Annotated in this window: 25 protein-coding genes, 2 tRNA genes and 1 other annotated feature; of the genes, 8 read left to right on the top strand and 19 right to left on the bottom strand. The window is 46.7% G+C overall.

Annotated elements, in window-relative coordinates:
* Positions 1-92: 92 nt before the first annotated feature.
* The 5 genes from C6P39_RS16835 to C6P39_RS16810 form a co-directional block, all read right to left on the bottom strand.
* Positions 93-1,571, bottom strand: a complete 1,479-nt coding sequence (locus C6P39_RS16835) for an FAD-dependent oxidoreductase (protein ID WP_095171371.1) — start codon at positions 1,569-1,571, stop codon at positions 93-95.
* Positions 1,572-1,785: 214 nt separating this feature from the next.
* On the bottom strand, positions 1,786-2,220 hold the full coding sequence (locus C6P39_RS16825; RefSeq protein ID WP_095171375.1) for an MOSC domain-containing protein: 435 nt from the start codon (positions 2,218-2,220) through the stop codon (positions 1,786-1,788).
* Between the two features lie 5 nt (positions 2,221-2,225).
* The gene (gene moaA, locus C6P39_RS16820) at positions 2,226-3,206 is read right to left on the bottom strand and encodes a GTP 3',8-cyclase MoaA (RefSeq protein ID WP_104804555.1); all 981 of its coding nucleotides are present in this window, start codon (positions 3,204-3,206) and stop codon (positions 2,226-2,228) included.
* A 270-nt stretch (positions 3,207-3,476) separates the two neighbouring features.
* On the bottom strand, positions 3,477-4,016 hold the full coding sequence (locus C6P39_RS16815; RefSeq protein WP_095171380.1) for a rubrerythrin family protein: 540 nt from the start codon (positions 4,014-4,016) through the stop codon (positions 3,477-3,479).
* Between the two features lie 46 nt (positions 4,017-4,062).
* A complete protein-coding gene (locus tag C6P39_RS16810; protein ID WP_104804554.1) occupies positions 4,063-4,398 on the bottom strand; it encodes an MmcQ/YjbR family DNA-binding protein in 336 nt (111 codons plus the stop codon).
* A 125-nt stretch (positions 4,399-4,523) separates the two neighbouring features.
* Positions 4,524-4,786, top strand: a binding site (T-box leader).
* A gap of 72 nt (positions 4,787-4,858) precedes the next feature.
* On the opposite strand from C6P39_RS16810, the gene ilvB reads away from it, so the two are divergent.
* Both ilvB and ilvN read left to right on the top strand, forming a co-directional pair.
* The gene (gene ilvB / locus C6P39_RS16805) at positions 4,859-6,577 is read left to right on the top strand and encodes a biosynthetic-type acetolactate synthase large subunit (RefSeq protein ID WP_242987068.1); all 1,719 of its coding nucleotides are present in this window, start codon (positions 4,859-4,861) and stop codon (positions 6,575-6,577) included.
* 12 nt (positions 6,578-6,589) lie between these two features.
* Positions 6,590-7,087 (top strand): acetolactate synthase small subunit, encoded by a 498-nt coding sequence (gene ilvN, locus C6P39_RS16800; RefSeq protein WP_095171386.1) that lies wholly within the window; start codon positions 6,590-6,592, stop codon positions 7,085-7,087.
* A 61-nt stretch (positions 7,088-7,148) separates the two neighbouring features.
* Here the strand turns inward: ilvN and C6P39_RS16795 are convergent, their stop codons facing one another.
* From C6P39_RS16795 to C6P39_RS16780, 4 genes are all read right to left on the bottom strand, one after another.
* Positions 7,149-9,443, bottom strand: a complete 2,295-nt coding sequence (locus C6P39_RS16795; RefSeq protein ID WP_242987067.1) for a sensor domain-containing diguanylate cyclase — start codon at positions 9,441-9,443, stop codon at positions 7,149-7,151.
* A 306-nt stretch (positions 9,444-9,749) separates the two neighbouring features.
* Entirely contained in the window at positions 9,750-9,944 is a 195-nt protein-coding gene (locus C6P39_RS16790) for a hypothetical protein (RefSeq protein WP_104804551.1), read from the bottom strand.
* 100 nt (positions 9,945-10,044) lie between these two features.
* On the bottom strand, positions 10,045-10,497 hold the full coding sequence (gene def, locus C6P39_RS16785) for a peptide deformylase (RefSeq protein ID WP_104804550.1): 453 nt from the start codon (positions 10,495-10,497) through the stop codon (positions 10,045-10,047).
* Positions 10,472-10,732, bottom strand: coding sequence for a helix-turn-helix transcriptional regulator (locus tag C6P39_RS16780; RefSeq protein WP_104804549.1), 261 nt, complete (start codon positions 10,730-10,732; stop codon positions 10,472-10,474). The genes def and C6P39_RS16780 overlap by 26 nt, the downstream gene beginning before the upstream one ends.
* A 332-nt stretch (positions 10,733-11,064) precedes the next feature.
* Here C6P39_RS16780 and C6P39_RS16775 point away from each other — a divergent pair.
* The 6 genes from C6P39_RS16775 (at position 11,065) to C6P39_RS16750 (ending at position 14,507) form a co-directional block, all read left to right on the top strand.
* Positions 11,065-11,146 (top strand) — tRNA-Tyr (locus tag C6P39_RS16775).
* A 35-nt stretch (positions 11,147-11,181) separates the two neighbouring features.
* Positions 11,182-11,267, top strand: a tRNA-Leu gene (locus tag C6P39_RS16770).
* Positions 11,268-11,640: 373 nt separating this feature from the next.
* Positions 11,641-11,916 carry a DUF3784 domain-containing protein gene (locus C6P39_RS16765; RefSeq protein WP_330407086.1) on the top strand — a complete coding sequence of 92 codons (276 nt, stop codon included), beginning with the start codon at positions 11,641-11,643 and terminating at the stop codon, positions 11,914-11,916.
* 216 nt (positions 11,917-12,132) lie between these two features.
* Positions 12,133-12,957, top strand: coding sequence for a pentapeptide repeat-containing protein (locus C6P39_RS16760; RefSeq protein ID WP_104804548.1), 825 nt, complete (start codon positions 12,133-12,135; stop codon positions 12,955-12,957).
* A gap of 236 nt (positions 12,958-13,193) precedes the next feature.
* Positions 13,194-14,132 (top strand): alpha/beta hydrolase, encoded by a 939-nt coding sequence (locus C6P39_RS16755; RefSeq protein ID WP_104804547.1) that lies wholly within the window; start codon positions 13,194-13,196, stop codon positions 14,130-14,132.
* 27 nt (positions 14,133-14,159) lie between these two features.
* On the top strand, positions 14,160-14,507 hold the full coding sequence (locus C6P39_RS16750; RefSeq protein WP_104804546.1) for a hypothetical protein: 348 nt from the start codon (positions 14,160-14,162) through the stop codon (positions 14,505-14,507).
* 59 nt (positions 14,508-14,566) lie between these two features.
* Here C6P39_RS16750 and C6P39_RS16745 read toward each other — a convergent pair whose 3' ends face one another.
* The 10 genes from C6P39_RS16745 to C6P39_RS16700 all read right to left on the bottom strand — a co-directional run bounded on the left by C6P39_RS16745 (position 14,567) and on the right by C6P39_RS16700 (position 24,278).
* Complete coding sequence (locus C6P39_RS16745; protein ID WP_104804545.1) at positions 14,567-16,693, bottom strand: glycoside hydrolase family 13 protein; 2,127 nt, start codon at positions 16,691-16,693, stop codon at positions 14,567-14,569.
* Between the two features lie 505 nt (positions 16,694-17,198).
* On the bottom strand, positions 17,199-19,031 hold the full coding sequence (gene ftsH / locus C6P39_RS16740) for an ATP-dependent zinc metalloprotease FtsH (protein WP_104804544.1): 1,833 nt from the start codon (positions 19,029-19,031) through the stop codon (positions 17,199-17,201).
* 27 nt (positions 19,032-19,058) lie between these two features.
* Entirely contained in the window at positions 19,059-19,580 is a 522-nt protein-coding gene (hpt, locus tag C6P39_RS16735) for a hypoxanthine phosphoribosyltransferase (RefSeq protein ID WP_104804543.1), read from the bottom strand.
* Entirely contained in the window at positions 19,573-20,934 is a 1,362-nt protein-coding gene (tilS, locus tag C6P39_RS16730; RefSeq protein ID WP_242987066.1) for a tRNA lysidine(34) synthetase TilS, read from the bottom strand. The genes hpt and tilS overlap by 8 nt, the downstream gene beginning before the upstream one ends.
* A 23-nt stretch (positions 20,935-20,957) precedes the next feature.
* Positions 20,958-22,445, bottom strand: coding sequence for a SpoIIE family protein phosphatase (locus C6P39_RS16725; RefSeq protein ID WP_104804542.1), 1,488 nt, complete (start codon positions 22,443-22,445; stop codon positions 20,958-20,960).
* A gap of 120 nt (positions 22,446-22,565) precedes the next feature.
* A complete protein-coding gene (locus tag C6P39_RS16720; protein ID WP_207657137.1) occupies positions 22,566-22,865 on the bottom strand; it encodes a septum formation initiator family protein in 300 nt (99 codons plus the stop codon).
* On the bottom strand, positions 22,816-23,304 hold the full coding sequence (yabQ, locus tag C6P39_RS16715) for a spore cortex biosynthesis protein YabQ (RefSeq protein WP_104804541.1): 489 nt from the start codon (positions 23,302-23,304) through the stop codon (positions 22,816-22,818). The genes C6P39_RS16720 and yabQ overlap by 50 nt, the downstream gene beginning before the upstream one ends.
* A gap of 1 nt (position 23,305) precedes the next feature.
* A complete protein-coding gene (gene yabP / locus C6P39_RS16710) occupies positions 23,306-23,593 on the bottom strand; it encodes a sporulation protein YabP (protein ID WP_095171438.1) in 288 nt (95 codons plus the stop codon).
* Between the two features lie 163 nt (positions 23,594-23,756).
* Complete coding sequence (locus C6P39_RS16705; RefSeq protein ID WP_033143651.1) at positions 23,757-23,996, bottom strand: RNA-binding S4 domain-containing protein; 240 nt, start codon at positions 23,994-23,996, stop codon at positions 23,757-23,759.
* Between the two features lie 6 nt (positions 23,997-24,002).
* The gene (locus tag C6P39_RS16700; RefSeq protein WP_018593723.1) at positions 24,003-24,278 is read right to left on the bottom strand and encodes an HU family DNA-binding protein; all 276 of its coding nucleotides are present in this window, start codon (positions 24,276-24,278) and stop codon (positions 24,003-24,005) included.
* Positions 24,279-24,323: the final 45 nt, after the last annotated feature.

Below are 24,323 nucleotides of genomic sequence, written 5' to 3'. Positions count from 1 at the left end.
GTACGCTTTCTTACGGTCAGCGCAGTGAATGCGCAGACCTACTGAATAGTTATCTTAATTATACAAAATTTTCACAGATTTTACAACTTTTTTCAGACAGAATGTCCGTCAGACTTATGGGTTCTGTCCTCCTCTATGCCTGTCTGTGCCGGGCCGTCCACACAGTGTCCCATATAGTCAAACCGGGAGCCGTGACAGGGACATTCAAAGCATTTTTCATCGGGGTTCCATTCAAGCTGGCAGCCTAAATGAGGGCACTTTGCTGATACCAGATGGATCTCTCCCTCCTCATCCCTGTATGCTCCGACTTTTTCCCCATCATAGTCCACGATCCCCCCGTGACCGCGGGGAAGCTCCTCCAGATCACTTCTGCCCTGCGTAAAGATGCGTCTGCCAAGATCCTTTACCGCATGTATGCTGTCTTTGCAGAAATTTCCGGCAGAAGCCGATGGGGTAAAACGCTGCGGGGAAAAGATTCCAAACACCTCCGCATCATCCCCCTTACCCAGGATGCTTTCTGTTATCATGCCCGCTGCCGCCATGGATGAGCTCATCCCCCATTTTCCAAATCCCGTGGCAGTGTACCAGTCAGGAGTCTCCGCGGAAAACCTGCCGATATAAGGGATTTGGTCCATAGGCATGCAGTCCTGCGCTGACCACTGATACTGCACCTTACTTTCCGGATAGAATTCCTGTGCTTTTCTTTTCAGCAGTTCGTACTTTCCCCCTGCACGGTTCTCTCCGGTCCGGTGTCCGCCTCCTCCCAAAAGCAGATGATCCCCGGCACTTCTGAAGGACCATGCATTTTCCCTGTCTATACCCAGATACATTCCCTCAAGTGCCGGCGCCTGTCCAAGCCCCAGTACATAGCTGCGCTCCTGGTGCATCCGCATGAAATAATATCCGGGCACATTGAGAAATGGATAATGGCAGGCAAAAACAATTTTCTTAGCGCTGACGCTTCCCTTATCCGTCACAAGTCTGTTTCCCTCCGCCTGCAGCACTCTTGTATGCTCATAGACGGTGAGTCCGCAGACCATTGACTGAAGAAACTGAAGAGGATGAAACCTGGCCTGATCTTCAAAACGTACCCCACCTGACACCTGAAACGGAAGCTCTGTATCCCCGGTAAATCCGGCATCAATTCCCAGCCCGGCGGCGCTTTTTGCCTCCTCTTTCAGCAGATCAGGTGATTCCAGAGTGTATAAATATGCCGGGCAACGGACAAATCCGCACTCTATCTTCCTGTCATGTATGATTTCCTCGTACCGATCTATGGCTTTCTGGTTTTCTCTGCTGTACTTTGCTGCAGCCTCTTCCCCATGCTTTTGCAGAAGCTTCTGATAAATCACGCCGTGCTGGGATGTGATCTTGGCCGTTGTCTTTCCCGTCTGGCCGTTTCCAACCCTATCCGCTTCCAGTATCACCACCTGCATTCCCTGTTCCGTAAGAAAATGCGCTGTCAGTATCCCGGCCATTCCTCCGCCCACCACAGCCACATCTGCTGTGATGTCCTGTGTCAGTTCCGGAAAACTCTGTATCTCTGTTTCCTCCATCCATAAACTTGTCATGGCAGCCTCCATTCTATCTGTCCCTGTAAGGTTCGTACCTTTACGGTTCCATATTTCTTTTCATAGAATGCACCCAATGCTTCCAGGATATACAAAAACGGTTTGTTTCTGCGGGAGGATTGCTGCTGCCACACCCAAAAACAGAGACTGCTTTTTGCGCAGCCTCTGTCATATCTCCGGTACATAACCCTGTACCGGCTTCACTTTTTCTTTGTCAGTCTTCCTGTATCACCAGTTCATCCCCCACTTTGATCCTTCCGCCGTGAAGAACCTTGGTAAATACCCCCTCTCTGGGCATAATACAGTCCCCCATCTTCTGGAAGATCTCACAGCCGTGATGACATTCCTTCCCAATCTGTGTCAGCTCCAGCACCACATCGTTACAGCGAAATCTTGTCCCAATGGGCAGGTTCTTAAAATCAAATCCGCTGACGACCAGGTTCTCTCCGAAGGCGCCATCCTTCACCTCTGCTCCGCGGTTCCGGAAATCTTCAATCTTTTCATAGCTCAGAAGACTCACCTGGCGATGCCATTTTCCTGCGTGGGCATCCTTTTCAATGCCAAAATCTTCTATAAAATTGGCCTCCTGAATATTTTTTTTCTGTGTTCCTTTTTTTTCGCTGATACAGACAGCCAGTACCTTTCCCATTGTATTCATCCTCCGATTTCAGACATCTTTTTGTTCTCCAGCCCTTCCTCCTGCGCCTCTCCAAAGCGGTGGCTTCTGGGCTTCTCAAATATGGTCTTTTCCATTACGGCTCCGATCTGCGCATCCGAACTTCCGTCTCTTAACAGACTGCGCATATCCGCCCCGTGTGAAAACTGCAGACATGGTTTTAAAAATCCCTCTGCGGTGAGCCTGACCCGGTTGCAGTCCCCGCAGAATTTGTGGGATATGGCACTGATGAATCCTATTTTCCCCTTAAAACCATCCAGCAGCATATATGTACTGGGACCGTTGCCGAATCTGCCGCTTAAGGACACTGCTTTGCCGTAAGCCTCTTCCAGCAGATGCCGTACATGGTCCTCGGTCTCCTCACCGCAATATTTTCTGCCATACCCTATGGGCATCATTTCAATGAAACGAACATCCACCGGTCTGTCTTTTGCCAGACCTGCGATGGGTATCCACTGGTCCTCATTCACACCATGCAGAAGGACGCAATTTACCTTCACACGCACATGGGGAAACTGCAGGGCTTTATCCATTGCCTCCAAAACTCTGTCAAGCCCTTTTCTCCTGGTGATCTTCTCAAACATCTCCCCGGAGAGGGCATCAAGACTGATATTCACGGCATCAATCCCCGCTTCCGCTAAAGCCTCCATCTGGTCACCCAGCAGCATTCCATTGGTGGTCAGGGTCACATTGTCGATTCCCGGTATGTTTTTTATCATTCTTACCAGCTCTGCCGCATCTTTTCTCACCAGAGGCTCTCCGCCGGTAATCTTTACCTTGCTGATGCCTTTTTCCGCTAAAATGCGGCACAGCCTGGCAATCTCATCGTAGGTCAGAATATCGCTGTGCTCCACCTGTTCGATACCGCCTTCCGGCATGCAGTACATGCAGCGCAGGTTGCAGCGGTCCGTGATGGAGATGCGGATATATTCAATATTCCGTCTGTACTGATCCAACATAATTTTATCTTCCTGCTTTTCTTAAATATAGTTATAGTATACCTCAAAATTACTGAAATTGCACCTGTTACTTTGCCCAATTATGACATTTTACACAAAACACGTTACCGTTCACTCCGTGTCCAATAACACACTCCGCGATGCACAGATATGGCGCATTCTGCCCCATATCGCGCTGGCCGTCTCGGGATTTTCATGCTTCCGGCATGAAAACGCCTCCCGGTACAGTGGCCTGTGTACAGTAACCAAAATACCTACAGATTTTCCCTCTCAATAATCTTCGCAGTTCAGTTTATAATACCCCTGGGGGCAGCCGCAGACCGGACATCGGATGGGCGCGCAGTCCCCGAACGCAATATTTCCGCAGTTCATGCAGATCCAAACCATTTCCAGGTCTTTGCAGAATACATGGTTTGTCAAAATATCCTGAGTCAATTGTTCAAAGCGGTAATCATGATGCCGTTCGATTTCTCCTACCTCTCTGAAAAGCCTGGCCACACCTTTAAATCCCTCTTCCTCCGCTTTTTGAGCGAAGTTTTCATACATTTCCGACCATTCTTTTTTCTCATCCTCATGGGCTTTGGCCAGATTCCTGCTTGTTTCGGGCATACTTCCGCCGTTCAGGACATTCTTCCATATCTCCGCGTGATGCAGTTCGTTGCGTGATGTCTCCTCAAAAATCCCTCCGATATGCATGTAGCCTTCATTTCTGGCCTGTTTGGCATAGATCTGGTATTTTCCGCAGGCCTGTAGTTCTCCTTTGTAGGCCGTTATCAGATTCTTAAAGGTTTCGCTCTCTCTTAATTCCATGTTCTCTCCGCTGTTCCGGCTTTACACTATTCTATGTACAGCGGCCTCATTTCTTTCCTCTCACCAGGTCATAACTTTCCCCTATCATCCTGCGGATTTCTTCCTCCGGTACAGAGCCGTCCAAAATAACGGAATTCCAATGCTCTTTATTCAGATGGTAAGCAGGGAGCACTGAGGTATAGGCTGCGCGCCAGAAATCTCTCCACTGGGGGTCTGTCTTCAGATTCACCCAGATATTTCCCTCCCGCTCAAATATCCACGCAAAGATCTTCCTGCTGCCTTTTATCCGGATAACTGTCCAGTTCTGATCATGAAAAGGATAGTCCTCAAATACATCCGGCATTTTCAGACAATAGGAAACCGCTTCCTCTCTGGTTCTCATAGGGACCTCCTCTTTTTTCTTCCAGTATACAGGAATCCCGGTATGCCGTCAAATTGTTCATTTTTCAACCATTGACAGAATTCATTTTGTGTGTTATGCTAGAAAACAATTAAAAAAGCATTTAGATAAATGCGGTGACGGGGAGGAGTACATACCCAGCCGGCTTTCAGAGAGAAGATGTATGGTGTGAATCTTCAGCAAGGAAGTATGGAAGTAGCCCCTGAGCAGTGAGCCGAACAGAGATGAGATATCTCTAAGTAGACCTCAACGTCCCTTTCCCACGTTACAGGGAAAACAGTATCGATATCCCTATGGCTATCCGTACTGGCAAAGCGCAGGATTTTTCCTGAAATCAGGTGGTACCACGGATGACTTATCCGCCCTGAACTGAATTCTCAGTTCAGGGCGTTTTTCATTGTATCAGGACCATCTAAAAATGAGTTAAAGGAGGATTTTGTCCATGACAGGAAATGAATTATTCGTAAAAGCACTGCAGAAAGAAGGCATTGATTATCTCTTCGCATACCCCGGCGGTTACGCCATCGACATCTTTGATGAGCTGTACAAACAGGATTCCATCCAGGTGATACTCCCCCGCCACGAGCAGGGTCTGATCCACGCCGCGGACGGCTATGCCAGAGCTACCGGACGCACCGGTGTCTGTCTGGTAACAAGCGGCCCCGGAGCCACGAACCTGGTAACCGGAATCGCCACCGCCAACTACGACAGTGTTCCCCTGGTGTGCTTCACAGGCCAGGTTCCCACAAACCTCATTGGAAACGACGCGTTCCAGGAGGTTGATATTGTGGGGATCACCCGCGGCATCTGCAAATATGCCGTAACTGTGCGCGACCGCAATGACCTGGGACGTATCATCAAGGAAGCCTTCTATATTGCCAACACCGGCAAGAAGGGACCTGTTCTGATCGATCTTCCTAAAGATATCATGCTGCAGGAAGGGGATGAGCACTATCCCAAAGAAGTACACATCCGCGGCTACAAACCCAGCAGCGGCGTGCACATGGGACAGTTAAAAAAAGCCATGACGCTGATGAAAGACGCCAAGAAGCCTCTGTTCCTCATGGGCGGAGGTGTAAATATCGGAAGGGCAAACGAGACAGCCCTGACTCTTGCGGAGACTACCAGAATCCCGGTTATCACCACCATTATGGGAAAAGGCTCCATCCCTACCGGCCACGAACTCTATGTGGGCAATGTGGGAATGCATGGCTGCTATGCCGCTAACCGTGCCATCAGTGAATGTGACCTGCTTTTCTCCATCGGTACCCGTTTTAATGACCGTATCACCGGAAAGATTGACGAGTTTGCCAAAAATGCCAAAATTGTTCATGTGGACATTGACGCGGCCTCCATCTCCAGGAACATCCAGGTGGATATCCCCATCGTGGCAGACGCCAAGGACGCCATGGAAGCCATGCTGAAACACATCAAGTGCTGTGAGCATAGAGAATGGCTGGATGAGATTGCGGACTGGAAGAAGGAACATCCTCTGGACATGGACCAGAACAAGGGCATCACACCTCAGAAGATCGTGCAGTGCATCAACGAACAGTTTGAGGAGGGCATCTTTGTCACAGACGTAGGCCAGCATCAGATGTGGGTAACACAATATCTGGAAATGGACGAGAAGAAACAGCTTCTCACCTCCGGCGGCCTGGGCACCATGGGGTATGGCTTTCCTGCATCCCTGGGCGCCAAATTTGCATACCCCGGGAAGCCTGTGGTATGTGTTTCCGGTGACGGAGGGATGCAGATGAATATCCAGGAGATGGCAACTGCCGTGGCATACGGCCTCCCGGTCATCATTTGTATCTTCAACAACAGCTATCTGGGCATGGTGCGCCAGTGGCAGCAGCTTTTCTATGATAAACGTTATTCCTCCACCTGTACACGCCGCAGAAAGACCTGCAGCGCCAACTGCAAGGCGCCCGGAAAGGACTGCCCGGAATACACCCCCAACTTTGTAAGGCTGGCAGAGAGCTATGGTGCTTACGGTATGCGCGTAGAGAAAGAGGAAGATATGGCCCGGGCCTTCCAGTTTGCCAAAGGCAACACAGATGCCCCGACGATTCTGGAATTTATCATTGACAGCGATGAACTGGTCCTGCCTATGGTACAGGGCGGAAAGCCGCTGCATAACATGATCTTGGACTGCTAGGAGGAGAAGAATATGAAGAAAAGATGGATTTCCTTATATGTAGAAAATGAAGTAGGTGTGCTGGCTAAAATCGCAGGCCTGTTCTCCGGAAAATCATACAACCTCACAAGCCTCACGGTAGGCACCACGGAGGACCCCACCATTTCCCGCATGACCATCAGTGTGGAGAGCGATGACTCCACCTTTGAGCAGATCAAAAAACAGTTAAACCGCTGTGTGGAGGTAATCGAGGTGATTGACTTTACCAATTCCCGCATCCACAGAAAAGAAGTTCTGTACATTAAGATCAAGGACTGCGACGAGGCTGTAAAGACAGAGGTTTTCCGCATCGCAACGATCTTCCACCTAGCTGTGGTGGACTACGGCAAAACGGAAATGCTGCTGGAGAGCCTTCAGACGGAGAAACGAAATGATGAGATCATATCCTACTTCTCCAATTACTTTAAGAATATTGAGGTAGTGCGGGGAGGCAGCGTTGCCATCAAAGGCGTGAGCATTCAGGACAAATAAAACAGGCTAAAACATATAAAGGCAGCCATGCTGGATAAACCACGGCATGACTGCCTTCATTCTATTGACCACTGCCCCGATCCCCGCAGTCCCGGTCATTCCCTGTTTCTTTTTTCAGATCAGTTATATCATGGCAGGTAAGCAGGACCACCTGCTCTCCCTTCCATTCTATATAACAGGCATCTGCAGATGTCCATACCTGCAGAAACGGATTGTAAACCTGCCGCACACACCTGGGATGTTCACTGTCCATATCCTTTATGGGACAGAAATCACAGGGCGTATCCCGGTGGAAGAATGCTTTATGACAGGTATTGCCCAGCTTTGCCTCCGGTACCCACTCCCTGGTCTTTCGGTTGATATAAAGCATTTCCCTTGTTTCGGGACGCACCACATACACCCAGGAGCTTTGATTGTCAAGAATGGCTTCCAGGGATGCCGCATTCTGGATCGCTTTATCCTGGGCCCGGAGTTTCAGCAGGAAGGTGCTCAGTATTTCCGCAATGAATACCAGCGTATTCACCTGTTCCTGGGTCCAGTAGCGGTTCATACGGCACTCGTCAAATCCCACAAATCCCTTATACTGCCCTTTGTCATAAATGGCGCACTGCAGCATGGACTTAATTCCCTGAGGATCCAGGATTTCCCGCTGCTGCGGCGTCAGCACATCAATATCACGGCAGTAGAACACGCCGCTCTCATTAAAATTGCTCTGGTATCCACCCTCCAGATCATTGGCGTACAGCACATGCTGAAGATTCCCGATCTCCGGTCTCACGCCCTCATTGCACCATTCATATGTGTTTGTACAATAATCCGGGTCCTCCTCATCCTCAAATATGTAGACACGGCTCACATCAAACTGGCGCCCCACCACCTCCAGAATGGCATTGACCGCGGTGTCCAGATTCGATGATTTGTACAGGATCCTGAACACATACTCAAACAGACGCAGTTCCACATTGCTCTCCGTCTCCTCATAAGAATCGATCCTGGTGTTGGCTGCACTGCAGGGCTGCACGGGAAACTCCTCTGAAAGCAGCTTTGCGTCTGCTATACAGTATCTCCCTTTCCCCTGGTTCTTCGCCCGGTACAGTGCCTGGTCCGCCCGCTGAAAGAGTTCATGATAGGTCTGCCCGCACTCCGGATAAATAGCTATGCCAATGCTGCAGGAAAGCTCCACTTCCGTGAGTTCCTGCACTGCCATTTCCCCTATAGCCTTCATTACCTGGACTGCTTTTTGTTCTGCCAGGGCAGTATTGGGTATCTGCCCCAGAAACACTAAAAATTCATCGCCGCCTACCCGCCCTACAATATCCTCACTGCGGAATTGCTTCTGAATGCTGTGGGCAACTTCAGAGAGCAGGGCATCGCCAAAGAGATGTCCCATGGTATCATTCATATGTTTGAAATTATCCAGGTCAATTATCATCAGTGCTGCCATCTTCCCCGGCACATTGCTTGCCAATACGGCCTGGATATACTCCTGGCTGCTTCCCTTGTTATATAATTTAGTCAGCATATCACGCTGCGCGCGTTCCATGAGGCTCTGGGCCTTTTTCTTCTCCGCGTCAATATCCAGGATTGCCCCCACTGCGCGAACTGCCCGTCCTGTTTTATCTGTCAGTCCGGTTATCCGTATCCGGCACCAGACAGCATTCTGTTTTCCGTTTAAAATACGGATTTCCTCCTCCGCGTAATGTTCCCCGCCCCGGATACGCGAAAGAAGTTTTGTAAAAAGCGGCTGGTCCTCAGGCAGAATATAGGGTGCCTGCCAAAAGAGACGGCTCACATGCTGTGTGACCGGGGGGCATCCGAATTTTTTCTCCCAGTTGCCGGAAAATATCATGGTGTCCGCCTGGATATCCCATTCAAAAAGGATATCTGTAGTCTGGTCCATGATGATCTGATGCCGCTCCAGGGACAGGCGCAGTTTCTCTTCCAGCTCCTTGCTCCGCGTCACATCTACAAGCACACAACAGAAATACTGATTGCCCTCTTCATCACGGAGCAGATGCCCTTTATCTAAAACCCAAATCGTGCGTCCGTCCTTGCAGGTCATCCGATACTCCAGCTCTTTATCCGGGCCAAGGGCCATCTGTCTCTGCACCTCCTCCAAGGTGACCTCACGGTCCCTCTGCTCTATCATTTCCCAAAAGCTGTTCTGAAACTTTTCTTCTATATCCTGCTGCGTATAACCCAGCATGGACAGAAATCCTTTATTCATCTGCAAAAGAGTTAATTTCTCATCAAAACGGCAGGAAAACATGCCGCCCGGAATATTATCACTCAGGATCTGCAGGTCATAACCGCCCATTTCCTTAGACAGCAACGTTCTATGCTCTTTATTTTTCATATTGCCCATATGGCTCCTATTTTTGTTCCATGGCTCCGTCAATTATCTGAGATCATCGAAACCTACGATTCATTTTCTATCATTCTATCAAATGCCCTGTATTTATGCAAGGAACAAAAAGAGGAAAAAGTATATAATCCGTAACAGTTCAGCCTTCCTCTATCCCGCCAGGTGTTGCCTTGCAATTACAAGGCAATCCCGAGACAGCCACGCGCCAGACTGCGGTTTATGCAGTCTGTACCCTGAAGGGCAGAACTGTGCATGCTTTTGCTGCTATGAAGCCGGAAGGCTGAATAGTAACTATGATCACATCCACCCGCAGGCCCACGCTATTGGGCAAACAACAGCAGACGCAAGCGCATAGACCGCTCCCAGAATAAATACCGGTATACCGATAAAAGTACAGAGCAGGCTGATGCACGGATGCCTCCGTGCAAAATGGGCCGCTGTGGTATCAAACCTGTTTTCCGCTCTCTGAATCGACTTTCTGATCTGTGTCATAACTGTCCCTCCTATGGCATCTATCCTATCACCAGCCATATTAAAACGGTAAAAGTGATAGAGAAAAGAAATAAAAATGCCATTAAAAAGGACTTGTTGATCACTCTGTATCCTTGACTGCCTTATCCAGAAAGACCACACCGTCCAAATGCTCAAGCTCGTGGCAAAAACACTTTGCCATCTCATCTTCCCCTGTCAGGATGATCTCCTCCCCATTTTCATTGACTGCCTGAATGGTAACGCGCTGTGGACGGATAGTCTTTACAAAGCGGTTCGGAAAGCTCAGGCATCCTTCTATACATTCCTGAACCCCGCTGCTGCCAATGATCTGCGGATTGATCAGCTTCAGCGTTTTGTCGAGGTAATCAATGACCACCAGTCTTTTCAAGATTCCCACTTGGTTTGCCGCCAGTGCTGCGCCGTTTTCCGTGTGATGCAGAGTATCCATCATGTCATCCAGGATCTGCCGGATTCTGCCATCAATGTTCTCCACTTCTCTGCATTGCTTCCTCAATATAGGATCTCCGTCATACCGCAGTTCTCTTATTGCCATTGTTGTCCCTCCTGCTGCTTTCCGCCCTTGACTTTCTTGGGCTGACATCAAACAAAAATACCTCTTCAATGGAGCAGGCAAAAACACACGAGATATCATAGGCAAGCCAGATTGATGGCTCAAACTTTTCTGTCTCTATGGCATTGATCGCCTGCCTGGATGTCCCCACCAGGTTTCCCAATTGTTCCTGGGTCATCCCTCTTTGCTCCCTCAATTCCCTGATCCTGTTTTTCATTACAGTTCCTTTCTGTCATGTTAACTTTACACAAAGTATACACCTCCGCATTTGTCATGTCAACCTTACAATCATCTCAGACTAAAGTGCCAGGTAAGCCGGAGTGGGGATGCTTAAGTCCCTTCCCGTGCGCTCGATCCGTATACCACCACCCAATTGTAGAAAAACCGGAAGTCCATCGGTTAATCCTTGCGATTACCGGATGCCGACGCATGAAGGAAAGGCAGAACAGATCCCATTCTGAATAAATGCTGAAAAAGCCCTTGCAATCCGGTAAAAATCTGTTATAATAATAACGTATCAAAGAGAACTGACATTTTCATATTTATCATGGACGGTTTCCCGAGTGGCCAAAGGGGACAGACTGTAAATCTGCTGCAAATTGCTTCGGTGGTTCGAATCCACCACCGTCCATTTTATCGGATAGGTTCGCCTATCCGATATCTTTTGCCGCAGTGGCGGAACTGGCAGACGCCCGGGACTTAAAATCCCGTGGGTAGTGATACCCGTACCGGTTCGATTCCGGTTTGCGGCATTATCAAAAAGTGGAGGAAACGTTGATTTTACAGCGTTTCCTTTATTTTTTTCTAAACTGTTTGAACACCCTTGGTTACTGTCTCACTGTATCCCATCAGGTGGCTGAGGGCAGCAAGATTGTTCCTGTCAAAAGCAGTTGAAACATTTAGAACCAAATTCTATGACTGAAATAAAGTAATGAACTTGAATATGGACATTTTGAATTAAATACAGAAGAATTGTTACGAAAAAGTCTCCTGTTCCTTTTCAATTGCATTATTTGCAAAATAGAATTATACTGTGAGTAATGGAAGTTAAGCGAAACTGAAATTTATGGTGGAAAAACTATGCGACTTTTTTGTATTCTTTTTGATATAGGAATGTCTATGACTATGTTTATAATAGGTATTTTATTTTATAAATCAAACGGAAAAGGTGCCAATTTCCTATCTGGCTATAATACGAGGTCGACTGAAGAACGTAAACAATATGATGAGAAGGGAATGTGCAGGCTTTATGGAAAAAGAATGATATATATGGCAATCCCTTTTTTGTTTGGAGCTATAATAGATATTTATTTTGTTGGAATTGGATGTTTGATTGCTTGGGTATTATGGCTGATTCTTTTTTTCTTACTCCTTATTAAACGTCATAAAAGTGAAAAATGACTTCTATATTTGTAGCCGAAAAACGTTGAAGACTTTTTAACACCGATACCATGATGATGTAGCAGAGGAAATGTTGATCATGCAGCGTTTCCTTTTTTTAAATATTTTGTGCACCATAAAACATTTTATATTTAGTTCTTATAGTAAAAGAATAACGTTATGCCGGTACACTGGTATGAAACAGATAAAATTAAAAGTTATAGGGGATTAAAGTATATGATGATACATGAAAGAAATGATAAAATGTGGGAACCTATGAAGTCTGACTGTTCAAAATGTTCCGGATTGTGTTGTACTGCTCTGTATTTTTCAAAAATGGATGGCTTTCCAAAAGATAAAGTATCAGGTCAGCCATGTATAAATTTATTAAAAGATTACCGATGTAAAATACATTCGCAGCTTGAAAAGCAGAAAATGAAAGGTTGTATTGGTTATGACTGCTTCGGTGCCGGACAGCAGGTGACACAGGTTATTTATCAAGGCCGGACTTGGAATGACATACCAAACCAGGCAGCAGAAATTTTTGATGTTTTTGTTATAGTATTTCAGCTTTATCAAATCAGATATTATTTGATTGAAGCCATGTCGCTTGTTTCAGCACAGCCATTAGCAAAATCCATTCAGTGTTTGATCGAGGAAAATATAAAAATGTGCCATTATCGCCCCACTAATATCTTATCTATAGATTTAGAGCAATACAGAAACCGGTCGAATACAATTTTGAAGCAAGTGTGTAAGCTGCTTCAGAAAAGTATGCATAGTGAAAACAAAAAAATTCCGGCTAATTTTCTCGGGGGCAATTACAAGGGACAGGATATGAGTGGAGCAGACCTTAGCACAAAGCTTTTAATTGCTGCTAATTTTGAAAAGAGCCTCTTTAAGGGAACCATTTTTTTAGGCGCTGATACAAGGGATACTAACTTTAGTAATGCCGATTTAAGTGAAGCCGTATTTTTGACACAAGGACAAGTGAATTCTGCAAAAGGAAATCGTAATACAAAATTACCCTATCATTTGGATTACCCATCTACATGGAAGTAGAGTATCCTTGCACGCAAGCTGATTTTTCCGCACTGTAGTGATATAATTGGAGTATGCAAATAGTAGAGAGAATAGTAACTATTCAGTAGCTCTGCGCATTCACTGCGCTGACCGTAAGAAAGTGTACCACGGCCAAGCAAAAATCCCATCGCCAAAGGCGATTCTGCATAGATTTTTGCCTGTAACTGTGAGGGTGCTGAATAGTTACAGAGAATAAAAGAAGGACATGTCTATAAATGAAATACAAAAAACAGATCAATTCTGAATTAATGCAAATAGCTAAAAACGTACCCTATAATAAGATGATCATAAAGTGTGCCAATATCTTTCGGGTTATATCTTTTAATCTAACAAGGGTTCCAAGAGAAGTTGTTGATCGGCATATTACTCTTGCAGGACATAAGGGGTTAAAATTTAAGGTGGAAATATTTGAGCCATCAAATGTAAAAGAAAAGCTGCCCTGTTTGATCTATGTACATGGAGGAGCATTCAGTTATAAGGCTTCCGCCTATCATAAAAAACTTGCGTGTATATATGCAATGAAAGTAAAATGCAGGGTTTATTACCCGGATTATCATTTAACCCCTAAGTATCCATATCCGGCAGCATATGATGATGTTGTGGCGTTATATAAATGCATTATGGAAAATTCAGACGCATTAGGAATTGATAAGGAAAAGATTGGAGTGGCTGGAGATAGTGCCGGTGCATCCATTGCTGCACTGATCTGTAATAATTATGAACATGAAGCGTTGAAACAGCCCTGTCTTCAAATGCTTGTATATCCTGTAACGGATGTAGATATGCAGACAGATTCCATGAAAAAGTTTTCAGATACTCCGTTATGGAATTCAAAGAGCAACAGACGAATGTGGTTATATTACTGCAAGAATTTAAAAGATAAAGATATATATGGCACTTCTCCCATGCATAGTAGTTTACCTCAAATACTTCCGGCCTCCTATATCGAAACCGCAGAATATGATTGTTTACATGATGAAGGCATTCTATATGGAAAACGCTTGCGGGAAGCAGGAGCGACTGTTGAAATAAATGAAACAAAAGGAACCATTCATGGATATGACTCTGTCATAAATACCAAAATAGCCATCACCAATATTAAAAAACGTATTTTATTTTTGAAGAAAGGGTTTTATGGCCGTTCCCCTATCTAAACAAATTCCATTTTACGGAGGTATTTCATGTTTAACGAAATTTGTATATATGAAGCAAAACTAACCAAGTTGGATGAAATTGAGGAACTGATGAGGGAAGTAGCTGCGTTTTATTTAAAACAAGATGGTGTCATAGACGTACACTATATAAAACGTACTCATCGACAAAAAGATTTTAATGCGGTTAAAGAGGGCGAATTACCTGTTCGTCTTACAAGAAATGTTGGTAAGGTGACATATGTCTTATACTGGGTATTGGAGAATGAAGAAGCTCATGCAAGAGTATCTAAGCTTGGTGTAGAGAAATTTTATAAGCGATGGAATCGCTGTTTAACCACAATGCCCAAAATAATTCTGGGTGAGAATGTCGTCTAACCTGCCAATCTGCAGTGTACTTAAAAGACCGGCTCAGGGTTGAGCCGGACTTTTTTATTTTATACATTTCTGCTGTTTTTTTCCACTTCGCATCGAATGACCATTGCACCGTGTGAGGGAACTCTCATCCGGACAACGCCGCCTTTACAGACATGGATCTTCTTGATAAGGCTGTATCCAAAATCTCCTGTCACAATGAGCTGCTTAAAATGTGCCTCTCTGCTTCTGGATATACCCAGTTCCCAGACAGACAGTTCCACCATCTTGGTCTGATCACTGTTATTCACAGCCACCACGGTCTTTGCCCTGTCCGTAAATCTTCCGTAGCACAAAAGCTGGTAATCATTTGCCAGGAATTTTAAGGAGCCCTCTATCAGTTCCCGGTTCTCCTTGTGAATGGCGATCATGTCCTTGTGGAACTGGATCAGTTCCCTGTCTTCCCGGCCCCAGGGATAGGTTCTCCGGTTGTCCGGGTCCGTAAATCCGCACAGTCCGGCCTCATCTCCATAGTAGATAGTGGGCGCACCGGGCCATGTCATCTGCATGACAACAGCCTCCCTGAAGACTGCCTTGTTGATCTCATGTTCTGCCGCCTCAGACCCCAGATGTGCTACACGGCCCACCTTGTGGTTTGTCCTTGTAAGGAAGCGGGAATGGTCGTGGTTGGACAGTTCATTCATGGCCGTCATTAAGGAAGGCGCATAAAAACTGGCCATATGATACTGCATGGCACTGATAAAGCAGTCGCTGTTCCCAAACATCCCCTCACTGTACTCATCACTGTGCTTTTCCATTCCTGTCAAAAACCAGGTCACCGGCTCCATAAATGCATCATAGTTCATGACCGTATCCCACTGGTCTCCCTGCAGCCAGGATTTCGCCTCCCCGTAATGCTCGGCAAGGATGATCGCCTCAGGATTGGCTTCCTTTACATTCCGTCTGAAATCTCTCCAGAACTGATGGTTATATTCATTGCTGTGTCCCAGATCCGCAGCCACGTCAAGCCGCCATCCATCCACATTATAGGGGGGAGACACCCACTTTCTGGCTATCTTCATAATATATTCGTACAGCATGGGGGAGTCCTCATAGTTAAGCTTCGGCAGTGTGTCATGCCCCCACCATCCGTCATAAAACTGATTATACGGCCAGTCATATTCATTGTGGAAACGGAAGAAGGTACGGTAAGGACTGTCCCCTGTGATATACGCACCCTTCTCATATCCCTGCTGATGCTCATAAATACGCTCCCGGTCAAGCCACTTATTAAAAGAACCGCAGTGATTGAACACACCGTCCAGGATCACCTTCATGCCTCTTTTGTGCACTTCTTCCACAAATCTGGCAAAAAACGCATTGCTGGCTTCCAGGTTCTCGTAGTCTGTCACCCTCTTAATGTATTTGGAGGCATGGGAATTATCCTTGTCTCCCCAGTTAAGAGAATCACCTCCGTCACTGACGATCTTCCCGTAATGAGGGTCAATATAATCATAGTCCTGACTGTCGTATTTGTGATTGGAGGGAGACACAAAGATGGGGTTAAAATAAATCACATCCACACCCAATCCCTGCAGATAATCCAGCTTATCCCAGACGCCCTGCAGATCTCCGCCGTAGAAATCCCTCACATCCATGGATTGGGGCCAGCGGTACCAGTCCTCCACTCTCTGAACATGTTCATCAATATAACAGTATTCTCCCGTCACCACATCGTTTGACATGTCGCCATTGCAGAAACGGTCCACAAAGATCTGGTACATAACCGCGCCTTTGGCCCATTCCGGTGTCTTGAAGCCCGGCACAATACCAAAGGAATAGTGAGGGTCGATCTCCCGCACCACGCCCATCCTATTGTAATAACAATTCAGCTTGCCTGTATATATCTCAAAATAATACCTGACGGTCTCAGTACCAAGGGGAATGTTGGCCTCATAATAATCAAAGCCATCCCTGGAGTCAGCCAGGTCCATCACTTTTTTCTTGTCTTCGTATACCAGATAGACCAAATCCACATTATTTTTCTTTGTGCGGATCCTTACATTCACAACGTCTCCCGGCTCCGGCTCAAAAGGTGTCCTGTAATTTTCTGTCTCATCACTGAACACCGCACGTTTATTGAAAGCAGGACGCATGTTGGTCACATACTCCTGAATTTTCTGTGCATTCTTCATATATTCGTAATTCATAATGCATCCTCTCCATCATTCAGTCGAAAAAGTCCTGTATCTCTGCTTTTTCTGAATTACTATAACTATGCAGTAACCTCATAGCTGCGAAATTCTAATCAATACCGGTCGTGGGTACACTTTCCCATCATTAATCTATTTTATCCCACCCTTGCTGCATATACAACTACTTTTTGAAAACGGATGCTTTTATGCAAAAATTGACGCTTTTTGTACAAATCCTTCCATAAAAGTCGAATTTTTACGCTCTGCCCTCTGAAAAGTAAAAGAGACAGTCTTACGACTGCCTCTTTTGGAGAAGGTATTTCTTCTTATGGGGTGTAGCAAAAACTATATAATGTATTGGGGGGTTTTTACAGTTATTATAATACCATGCAGCACGGAAAAAGTGTGCACAATCTTAAATAAATTTTTAACGAATTTTTGACCATTTTCACATTCATCAAAAATACGTCTCTCCTATTCTTTCGGAAATCTGTACAAAACCTGCCCCCAAACCTACATTTTAGCTTTCTGACACCACATTTTCCTGAAATAATGCCTCGAACTCTTCCCGTCCGATCTTTTCCTTTTCCAACAGCAGCTCCACACATCCGTGAAGAACATTCATATGTGCACCGATTATTTCTTTTGCTTTGCCGTAAGACTCATCAATGATGCGTTTTACTTCACTGTCAATCAGAGCCGCTGTCTGCTCGCCATAATTCCTGGCGTGGGCCAAATCCCGGCCAATGAACACTTCATCTTCATCTGAACCGTAATTGATCAGCCCAACTTTATCCGACATACCGTACTGGGTGACCATGGAACGGGCAAGCTGTGTGGCCTGCTTGATATCCTGGGAGGCTCCTGTCGTCACATCCCCGAATATCAGCTCCTCCGCTACGCGGCCGCCCAGGTCCACAATGATGTTCTCCAGCATTTTATTCCTGCTGTTGAACATTTCATCCTGTTCCGGCAGAGGCATGGTATAACCTGCAGCACCCATTCCGGTGGGTATGATGGATATGGTGTGCACGGGTCCCATCTCCGGCAGCACGTGGAACAGAATTGCGTGGCCCGCTTCGTGGTATGCGGTAATTTTCTTTTCTTTTTCGGAAATCACACGGCTTTTCTTTTCCGCTCCGATCCCCGTCTTAATAAATGCCTGGCGGATATCTTTCTGGGTCAGGAAATATCTGCCGTCCCTGGCGGTAATGATAGCCGCCTCATTCATTAAATTCTCCAGATCAGCACCTGTAAAGCCTGCTGTAGTCCTGGCAATCTCTTTCAGATCCACGTCCTCACCCAGAGGTTTCTTCCTGGCATGAACCTGTAATATCTCTTCTCTGCCCTTCACATCCGGTCTTCCAACGCCAACCTTACGGTCAAAACGTCCGGGACGCAGAATTGCCGGGTCAAGAATATCCACACGGTTGGTGGCTGACATGACGATAATGCCCTCATTGACGCCAAAGCCGTCCATCTCCACTAAAAGCTGGTTCAGGGTCTGCTCCCTCTCGTCATGGCCGCCGCCCATACCGGTGCCTCTTCTCCTGGCAACCGCGTCAATCTCATCAATAAATATGATACAGGGGGCGTTCTTCTTGCCTTCCTCAAACAGATCCCTCACACGGGAGGCACCTACACCTACGAACATCTCCACAAAATCCGAACCGGAGATAGAGAAAAACGGAACTCCGGCTTCCCCTGCCACAGCTTTTGCAAGCAGGGTCTTACCTGTTCCCGGAGGGCCTACAAGCAGAACTCCCTTGGGAATCCTGGCCCCCACCTTTACATACTTCTGAGGACTTTTCAGGAAATCCACGATCTCCTGTAGCTCCTCCTTCTCCTCCTGGAGTCCTGCCACATCCTTGAATGTGACACTCTTTTCACTGTCCACAGTCATCTTGGCGCGGCTCTTGCCGAAATTCATCATCTTGGCATTGCTGCCCCCTGACATCTGCCGGCTCATTAGATTGAAAACAAAAATGACCATGATCCCCACTAAAATAAGGGGAAGGATGGAAGACATAAAGGTATTGTCCCCCGGCACGTCTCCTACTTTGGGTTCTACCCCTTTTTCTGCCAGAAAATCACTTAACTTCTGGACATCAGTTGTGTTGAACTGCTCCTGGTCCCCGTTTTTCAGTTCCACACTGACTTTGCCGTAAGGACTTACTTTCTCGGGATGGATATACACTTCCACAATCTGATCATTTTCTACCGCAACTTTAAATTCTGCCTCGCTGTACTCGTTATTCACTGTGAGCTGCCGGCTGAAGATCCAGTATGCGCCTATGACCAGTACAACGATCAAAAGGACGCTGGGCAGCCAGCTTTTTGCCTGTCTGTTCACGTCATGTTCTCCTTTCACCTTATATCACTATAATTCCACCACACCAATATAAGGCAGGTTTCTGTATTTTTGTGCATAATCCAGCCCATATCCCACTACAAATTCATCCGGGATATTAAAGCAGACATAATCCACTTTCACATCCTTTACTCTGCGCTCCGGCTTATCCAGAAGGGTACAGAGACGAAGGCTGTTAGGATTTCTCTGCTTCAGCACCTCTATAAGATAGCTCAGTGTCCTGCCGGAATCAATGATATCCTCCACGATCAGCACATCCTTGCCCTCTATACTCTCATCCAGATCTTTTACGATCCTGACTACACCGCTGGAACTGGTGTCATCTCCATAACTGGATACTGACATAAAATCAAGGCTCACCGGAACATTGATCCGCTTTGCCAGCTCACAGGTAAAAAACACTCCGCCCTTGAGCACACAGATCAAATGCACCTGCCTGCCCTCATAGTCCCTGCTTATCTGCTCTCCGATCTCACGAATCTTTTTGTCCACGTCTTCTTCGCTGATCAGCTGCCTGATTGTTTCACTCATCTTCCTTTTCTCCTTTGACCTGTACTTTGATTACTGTCTTTGTCTGCCCGGTAATTTTGTAATATTCACTGATACGGTAGCCCACCACCCATACGATGTGGGACCCGTCCGCCAGCAGGGTCAGGTTCTCCCGCTCCTGCCTGGGAATCTTGCAGTCTATCAGATAATCTTTTAATTTTTTTCTTCCTCCCGCTGAGGTGACAGTCAGATAATCTCCCGGCTGCCGTTTTCTCACGGTGAGGTTTCCCTTTATTTTATCATAATCGAACCATTTCGTATACTTTTTTTCCGGAATTTGCTGGTTTTCCCAGGAAAAAACATGGAATTCCAACTCTTTTGGAGGAATTTCCCCATCTCCCTTTTTATAAAACAGAAGACTGCCGTAGGACTGCTGCACCGTAATGCCGTGTGCCAGGGATTTCCGTCTCCCTGTCCTTTGCCCCAGCAGTTCCAAGACTTCCTCCACATGGACGGAGGTGATATCCTTCTCCCCGCCTGCCAGATATGCCAGCACGCGTTTCACAACATAAGCCTGCATTACCGGATGCTCCGCAGAAATCTCCTCCGCAAGGAAAAGTCCGCTCTGATCCTCTCTGACATACCTACTATAAAGCATATCCGCCTGCTGCCTAAGATATTCCTCCACGGACAGAAAAGTTTGCGCCGCTTTTGCTATGTGTTCTGAAGCCTTGGGATTGACTGCTTTAAGCTCCGGCAGGACTTTTTGGCGGATCCTGTTCCTGGTATAGGACAGCTCTTTGTTGGTACTGTCCTCCATCCATGGGATGTCTTTTTTTAGCAGCCAGCTTTCAATTTCACTTCTTCCCACACACAAAAGGGGACGGATATAGACTCCGTCCCCCATCCGGCGCACAGGATGGATTCCCGAAAGGCCCGCGGCACCGCTTCCCCTTGCCAAGTTATGAAGGACCGTCTCCGCCAGGTCATCCCGGTGATGGGCAAGTGCTGTTTTTTTTGCGCCCGCCTTTTTGCTCTCCAGACGAAAAGCCTGCTGGCGCACAGCCCGTCCTGCCTCCTCCACCGTCATATGTCTCTTACCGGCAATCTGCTCCACATCATAAGAATACACGCTGCAGGGTATGGATCGCTCCCTGCAGATACGGACTACATATTTCTCGTCCCGCATCGCCTCACTGCCCCGCAGCTGATGATTTACATGTACTGCCTGTACGGAAAACGGCACCTTTTTTTGATACTCCCACAACAAAAACAACAGGCCCACCGAATCCGCCCCGCCGGAAACTCCGACGATCACCCGGTCGCCCGCTTCTATCATTCTGTACTGCTCTATATAAGAAAATACCTTTTCCTCCATATTTTTTCCTTGGTCCATTTGGTATTGAAATCCTTTCCGCATTACTTTTTCCAGAGTCCCGCTGCAAGCACTGTCATATCATCCGTAGCCTTGTACTCGCACTGGGCCAGCACACGCTCCAAAATCCCTCTTCCCAGGTCCTGTGCCGCTTCTGCGTGGGTCTGCAGGATTATCTCTTTCATGGTATCCTCCGCATTCTCCGGAGGCAGGGCATCCAGCACCCCGTCTGTCACCATGATGATAAAATCACCCTCGTAGAGCTTCTTGCTGGTGGATTCATAATCCACCTGCTGCACCAGTCCAAGCGCCAGGCTTGTGGAGGAAATAGCCTCCACCCAGTGGTCTCTCTTAATAAATGTGGTAGCTGCCCCTGCCTTCAGGAAATGGCACATACCGGAGTACAGATCCACAATGGAAATATCCACAGTGGAAAACTTTCCCTCCCTGGTCTGGAGATTCAAAACAGAGTTGACCATTCTGGCTGCTGTCTCCCCGGTAAATCCGGAATCCACAAACTGTTCCAGCATGTCCACCACATTCTCACTCTCCCGGCAGGCCTCCAGGCCGGAACCCATGCCGTCGGACAGGCACATGAAAAACTGGCCGTTGTCCTCTGTGGTACACATGTAATTATCACCGGAAATAGTCTCCCTCTCCTTTGTCACCTTAGCCACTCCGTACAGCATCTTGAAATTCACTTCCTCCACAAAACGGACAACCGTGAACTCCCTTGTGATCAGAGTCTTGCCTTCCACCTTCGGCGTCATTCTGCTTCCGCACATTTTAGTGAGCACTGCCCCCGCCTCTGAAGCGGAGATGCAGGCCTGTCCCTTTGCGCGCAGCTCGCAGAAATACTGTATTTTCCCGTCCGGCTGCTGCAGCATCCAGACATTCCTTAGAAGTATATGCTTCTTTTTCAGTCTCTTGGCAAATTCCTCCCGGAATACAGGGTCCGTCTGGACAATGTCGAACAAATCCCTGGACAGCACTTTCATAAGCTGTGCCATCTCTCCTAACTGTTCCGCAACCGCAATCCGGTTTTCCAAAAGTTTATTATTCCACATCAGATTCTGTCGTTCTCTCTCCATTAACCTCTGCATTTCCTGCGTAAGTTTGCCCTGGTTGATGCAGACCCCTGTCAATTCCGTTTTCGCCACCCGAAGCTTCTCCTCGTCCCCTTCCTCCATAACCCGGAAAAGGCTGTAGACTCTCTGGTATGACTGCACGGAATGCTGTTTCCAGCAGATATGGTTTGCCGGGCATGTCTTACACTGTCTCTCTCTAAGTTGTTCTACCAGTTCTTCCAGCTCTCCGCCTGATAAGTAATCCTTGCGGTATGGCATACCGTAAAAGCTGTCTGCAAGTTTCTGGAAGGATCGTGCATAGCGCTGCATTTTCTCTTTCTGTGGATGCTGGTCGTACACCAAGGTGGCTGCACTTTTTTTCATGTCTGAAAAAATAGTTTTTGCCATGTCCCGCAGTATCAACAGGGCGCTGACCACGAGCATGGCAATTATCCATTCCTGCATCTGGTATTACCTCCCCTGAATAAGCAATCGCTATCAAAGGTGTATTATAGATGCTTTTGGCTTCAATCTTTGTCAAAAACACGCTGTAAAAGCGAAAAACTTTTAGACAAAATCTGTTCCTTATTCTTCCTCTTTAAAGATAATCTGATTTCCTTCCACAAGCCCCAGTTTGTCCCTGGCCACTTCCTTGGCGTATTCGTCTGTCTGCATGTACTTTTTCAGCTCGTCAATCTCTTTTGTACGTGCTTCCTCGTCTTTTATTTTAGCACTGACTTCGCTCTTTTTCGCCTCGTATTGTGCTACTTTTCCTTCTAATCTGCTGCTTTCTGTCATTAAACCTATAAATAAAACGCCTACTACAAAGGTCACGCTAGCCATGGCGATTTTGTTTTGCAGGCTTTTTTTCTTTTTTCTTCTCATTCTGACTCTTCCTGACTTTTCGTATCGACTTTTGTTTAGTTAAAGAAATTTTAACCCCTGACAGCCAAAATTTCAACCTTTTTCTTATGTAGTTCAGTGGTTTCAGCGGTATTTTTAATAAACACTTCAGCTTTGACAAAAAAGCGGAAAGATATTTTACCAGAAAACCGCTCAAGCCCCAATGATAGATCAGCGCGCCCAGGCATATCCCTGCAAGGGCATATACCCGTATGACCCCGTCATTTTCCAGATAGATGACGGAGAAAAGAAAAACGCCTGCCATGCACCAGTACAGCAGGTCTTCCAGGCTTACAAAAAAATCGTTGTGGGATATGACATTCCGGAAAATACGGAGAATATCGTAAGCTGCCGCAAGCAGGACTCCGGCCAGAAAGGTCCTGCAGAAAAACAGCAGCTCCTGCTGCATATAGCCGCTCATCTTATTTAAAGAGCCTCTTTAACATGCCGTCTCCGCCCTTGGACTTTAGAACCGTCCCCTGGCTGTAGACAAGACTGTCCACCTGGCCTGCGATGTCCACCTCCTGTTTATCAAGATCAAGGCGGGTCACATGGAGCTCAGACCCTTTTATAGTCAGCATACCGGCGCTTGTGATCAGACTGATCTCCCCATCATCAAAAGCTACCACATCTTTCACTCCGGTAATGCTTCCCGTTTCCCTGTCAGTCATCTGCAGCTTATGTGCGGTCTTCAACTGCTTCTCTTCCAAAATAGCAAATCCCCCATATATCTCTCTCAAAAGATTATATGGGGGGTTAAAAAACAATATACCGATTTTATTTATTTAGATCCACGTAACTGTCCGGTGTCTTCACAGTTACGGGCAGGAAAATCTGCCAAACCGGTCTCTCTATGGGATTTTGCCTGGCTGCTCAAAGATAGCGGAACAGTTCGCTGGCCGCCTCTTTTTTCACCGTTTCCTGCACGTCCAGGATTTCCACACGTACATTCTTGCTGCCAAATTGGATCTCCAGGATATCACCGGCCTTCACCTGCGCAGATGCTTTAGCTGGCTTATCATTGATCAGGACACGCCCTGCATCACAAGCCTCATTTGCAACGGTTCTGCGTTTGATCAGACGGGATACCTTTAAATACTTGTCAAGTCTCATTTTCTCTTATTCGTTCACAGCGTCTTTTAATGCTTTGCCTGCTTTGAATTTCGGAGATTTGGAAGCTGCGATCGTCATAGTCTCGCCAGTCTGAGGATTTCTTCCCTCTCTTGCAGCTCTCTCGGATACTTCAAATGTACCAAAGCCGACTAACTGAACTTTTTCACCTTTCTTCATCTCTGCAGTTACTACATCGATAAATGCCTTTAAAGCTGCCTCTGCGTCTTTTTTGGATAATTCTGTTGCTTCAGCCATAGCTGCAACTAATTCTGTTCTGTTCATGAGTATTTCCTCCTAAATGAATTCTCCCTTATTTCTCAATAAGTT

Origin of the sequence: Blautia marasmi, from assembly GCF_900258535.1 — a bacterium.
Lineage (GTDB): Bacteria > Bacillota > Clostridia > Lachnospirales > Lachnospiraceae > Blautia > Blautia hominis.
Note: the sequence above shows the minus strand (reverse complement) of the source record. Positions and strands in the feature narration are given on the sequence as shown.

Bases quoted from the DNA above. Each gene is read 5' to 3' on its own strand.
- C6P39_RS16835 (WP_095171371.1), bottom strand. From the start codon at position 1,571: ATGACAAGTTTATGGATGGAGGAAACAGAGATACAGAGTTTTCCGGAA.
- C6P39_RS16825 (WP_095171375.1), bottom strand. From the start codon at position 2,220: ATGGGAAAGGTACTGGCTGTCTGTATCAGCGAAAAAAAAGGAACACAG.
- moaA (WP_104804555.1), bottom strand. From the start codon at position 3,206: ATGTTGGATCAGTACAGACGGAATATTGAATATATCCGCATCTCCATC.
- C6P39_RS16815 (WP_095171380.1), bottom strand. From the start codon at position 4,016: ATGGAATTAAGAGAGAGCGAAACCTTTAAGAATCTGATAACGGCCTAC.
- C6P39_RS16810 (WP_104804554.1), bottom strand. From the start codon at position 4,398: ATGAGAACCAGAGAGGAAGCGGTTTCCTATTGTCTGAAAATGCCGGAT.
- ilvB (WP_242987068.1), top strand. From the start codon at position 4,859: ATGACAGGAAATGAATTATTCGTAAAAGCACTGCAGAAAGAAGGCATT.
- ilvN (WP_095171386.1), top strand. From the start codon at position 6,590: ATGAAGAAAAGATGGATTTCCTTATATGTAGAAAATGAAGTAGGTGTG.
- C6P39_RS16795 (WP_242987067.1), bottom strand. From the start codon at position 9,443: ATGAAAAATAAAGAGCATAGAACGTTGCTGTCTAAGGAAATGGGCGGT.
- C6P39_RS16790 (WP_104804551.1), bottom strand. From the start codon at position 9,944: ATGACACAGATCAGAAAGTCGATTCAGAGAGCGGAAAACAGGTTTGAT.
- def (WP_104804550.1), bottom strand. From the start codon at position 10,497: ATGGCAATAAGAGAACTGCGGTATGACGGAGATCCTATATTGAGGAAG.
- C6P39_RS16780 (WP_104804549.1), bottom strand. From the start codon at position 10,732: ATGAAAAACAGGATCAGGGAATTGAGGGAGCAAAGAGGGATGACCCAG.
- C6P39_RS16765 (WP_330407086.1), top strand. From the start codon at position 11,641: ATGTTTATAATAGGTATTTTATTTTATAAATCAAACGGAAAAGGTGCC.
- C6P39_RS16760 (WP_104804548.1), top strand. From the start codon at position 12,133: ATGATGATACATGAAAGAAATGATAAAATGTGGGAACCTATGAAGTCT.
- C6P39_RS16755 (WP_104804547.1), top strand. From the start codon at position 13,194: ATGAAATACAAAAAACAGATCAATTCTGAATTAATGCAAATAGCTAAA.
- C6P39_RS16750 (WP_104804546.1), top strand. From the start codon at position 14,160: ATGTTTAACGAAATTTGTATATATGAAGCAAAACTAACCAAGTTGGAT.
- C6P39_RS16745 (WP_104804545.1), bottom strand. From the start codon at position 16,693: ATGAATTACGAATATATGAAGAATGCACAGAAAATTCAGGAGTATGTG.
- hpt (WP_104804543.1), bottom strand. From the start codon at position 19,580: ATGAGTGAAACAATCAGGCAGCTGATCAGCGAAGAAGACGTGGACAAA.
- tilS (WP_242987066.1), bottom strand. From the start codon at position 20,934: ATGGACCAAGGAAAAAATATGGAGGAAAAGGTATTTTCTTATATAGAG.
- C6P39_RS16725 (WP_104804542.1), bottom strand. From the start codon at position 22,445: ATGCAGGAATGGATAATTGCCATGCTCGTGGTCAGCGCCCTGTTGATA.
- C6P39_RS16720 (WP_207657137.1), bottom strand. From the start codon at position 22,865: ATGAGAAGAAAAAAGAAAAAAAGCCTGCAAAACAAAATCGCCATGGCT.
- yabQ (WP_104804541.1), bottom strand. From the start codon at position 23,304: ATGAGCGGCTATATGCAGCAGGAGCTGCTGTTTTTCTGCAGGACCTTT.
- C6P39_RS16705 (WP_033143651.1), bottom strand. From the start codon at position 23,996: ATGAGACTTGACAAGTATTTAAAGGTATCCCGTCTGATCAAACGCAGA.
- C6P39_RS16700 (WP_018593723.1), bottom strand. From the start codon at position 24,278: ATGAACAGAACAGAATTAGTTGCAGCTATGGCTGAAGCAACAGAATTA.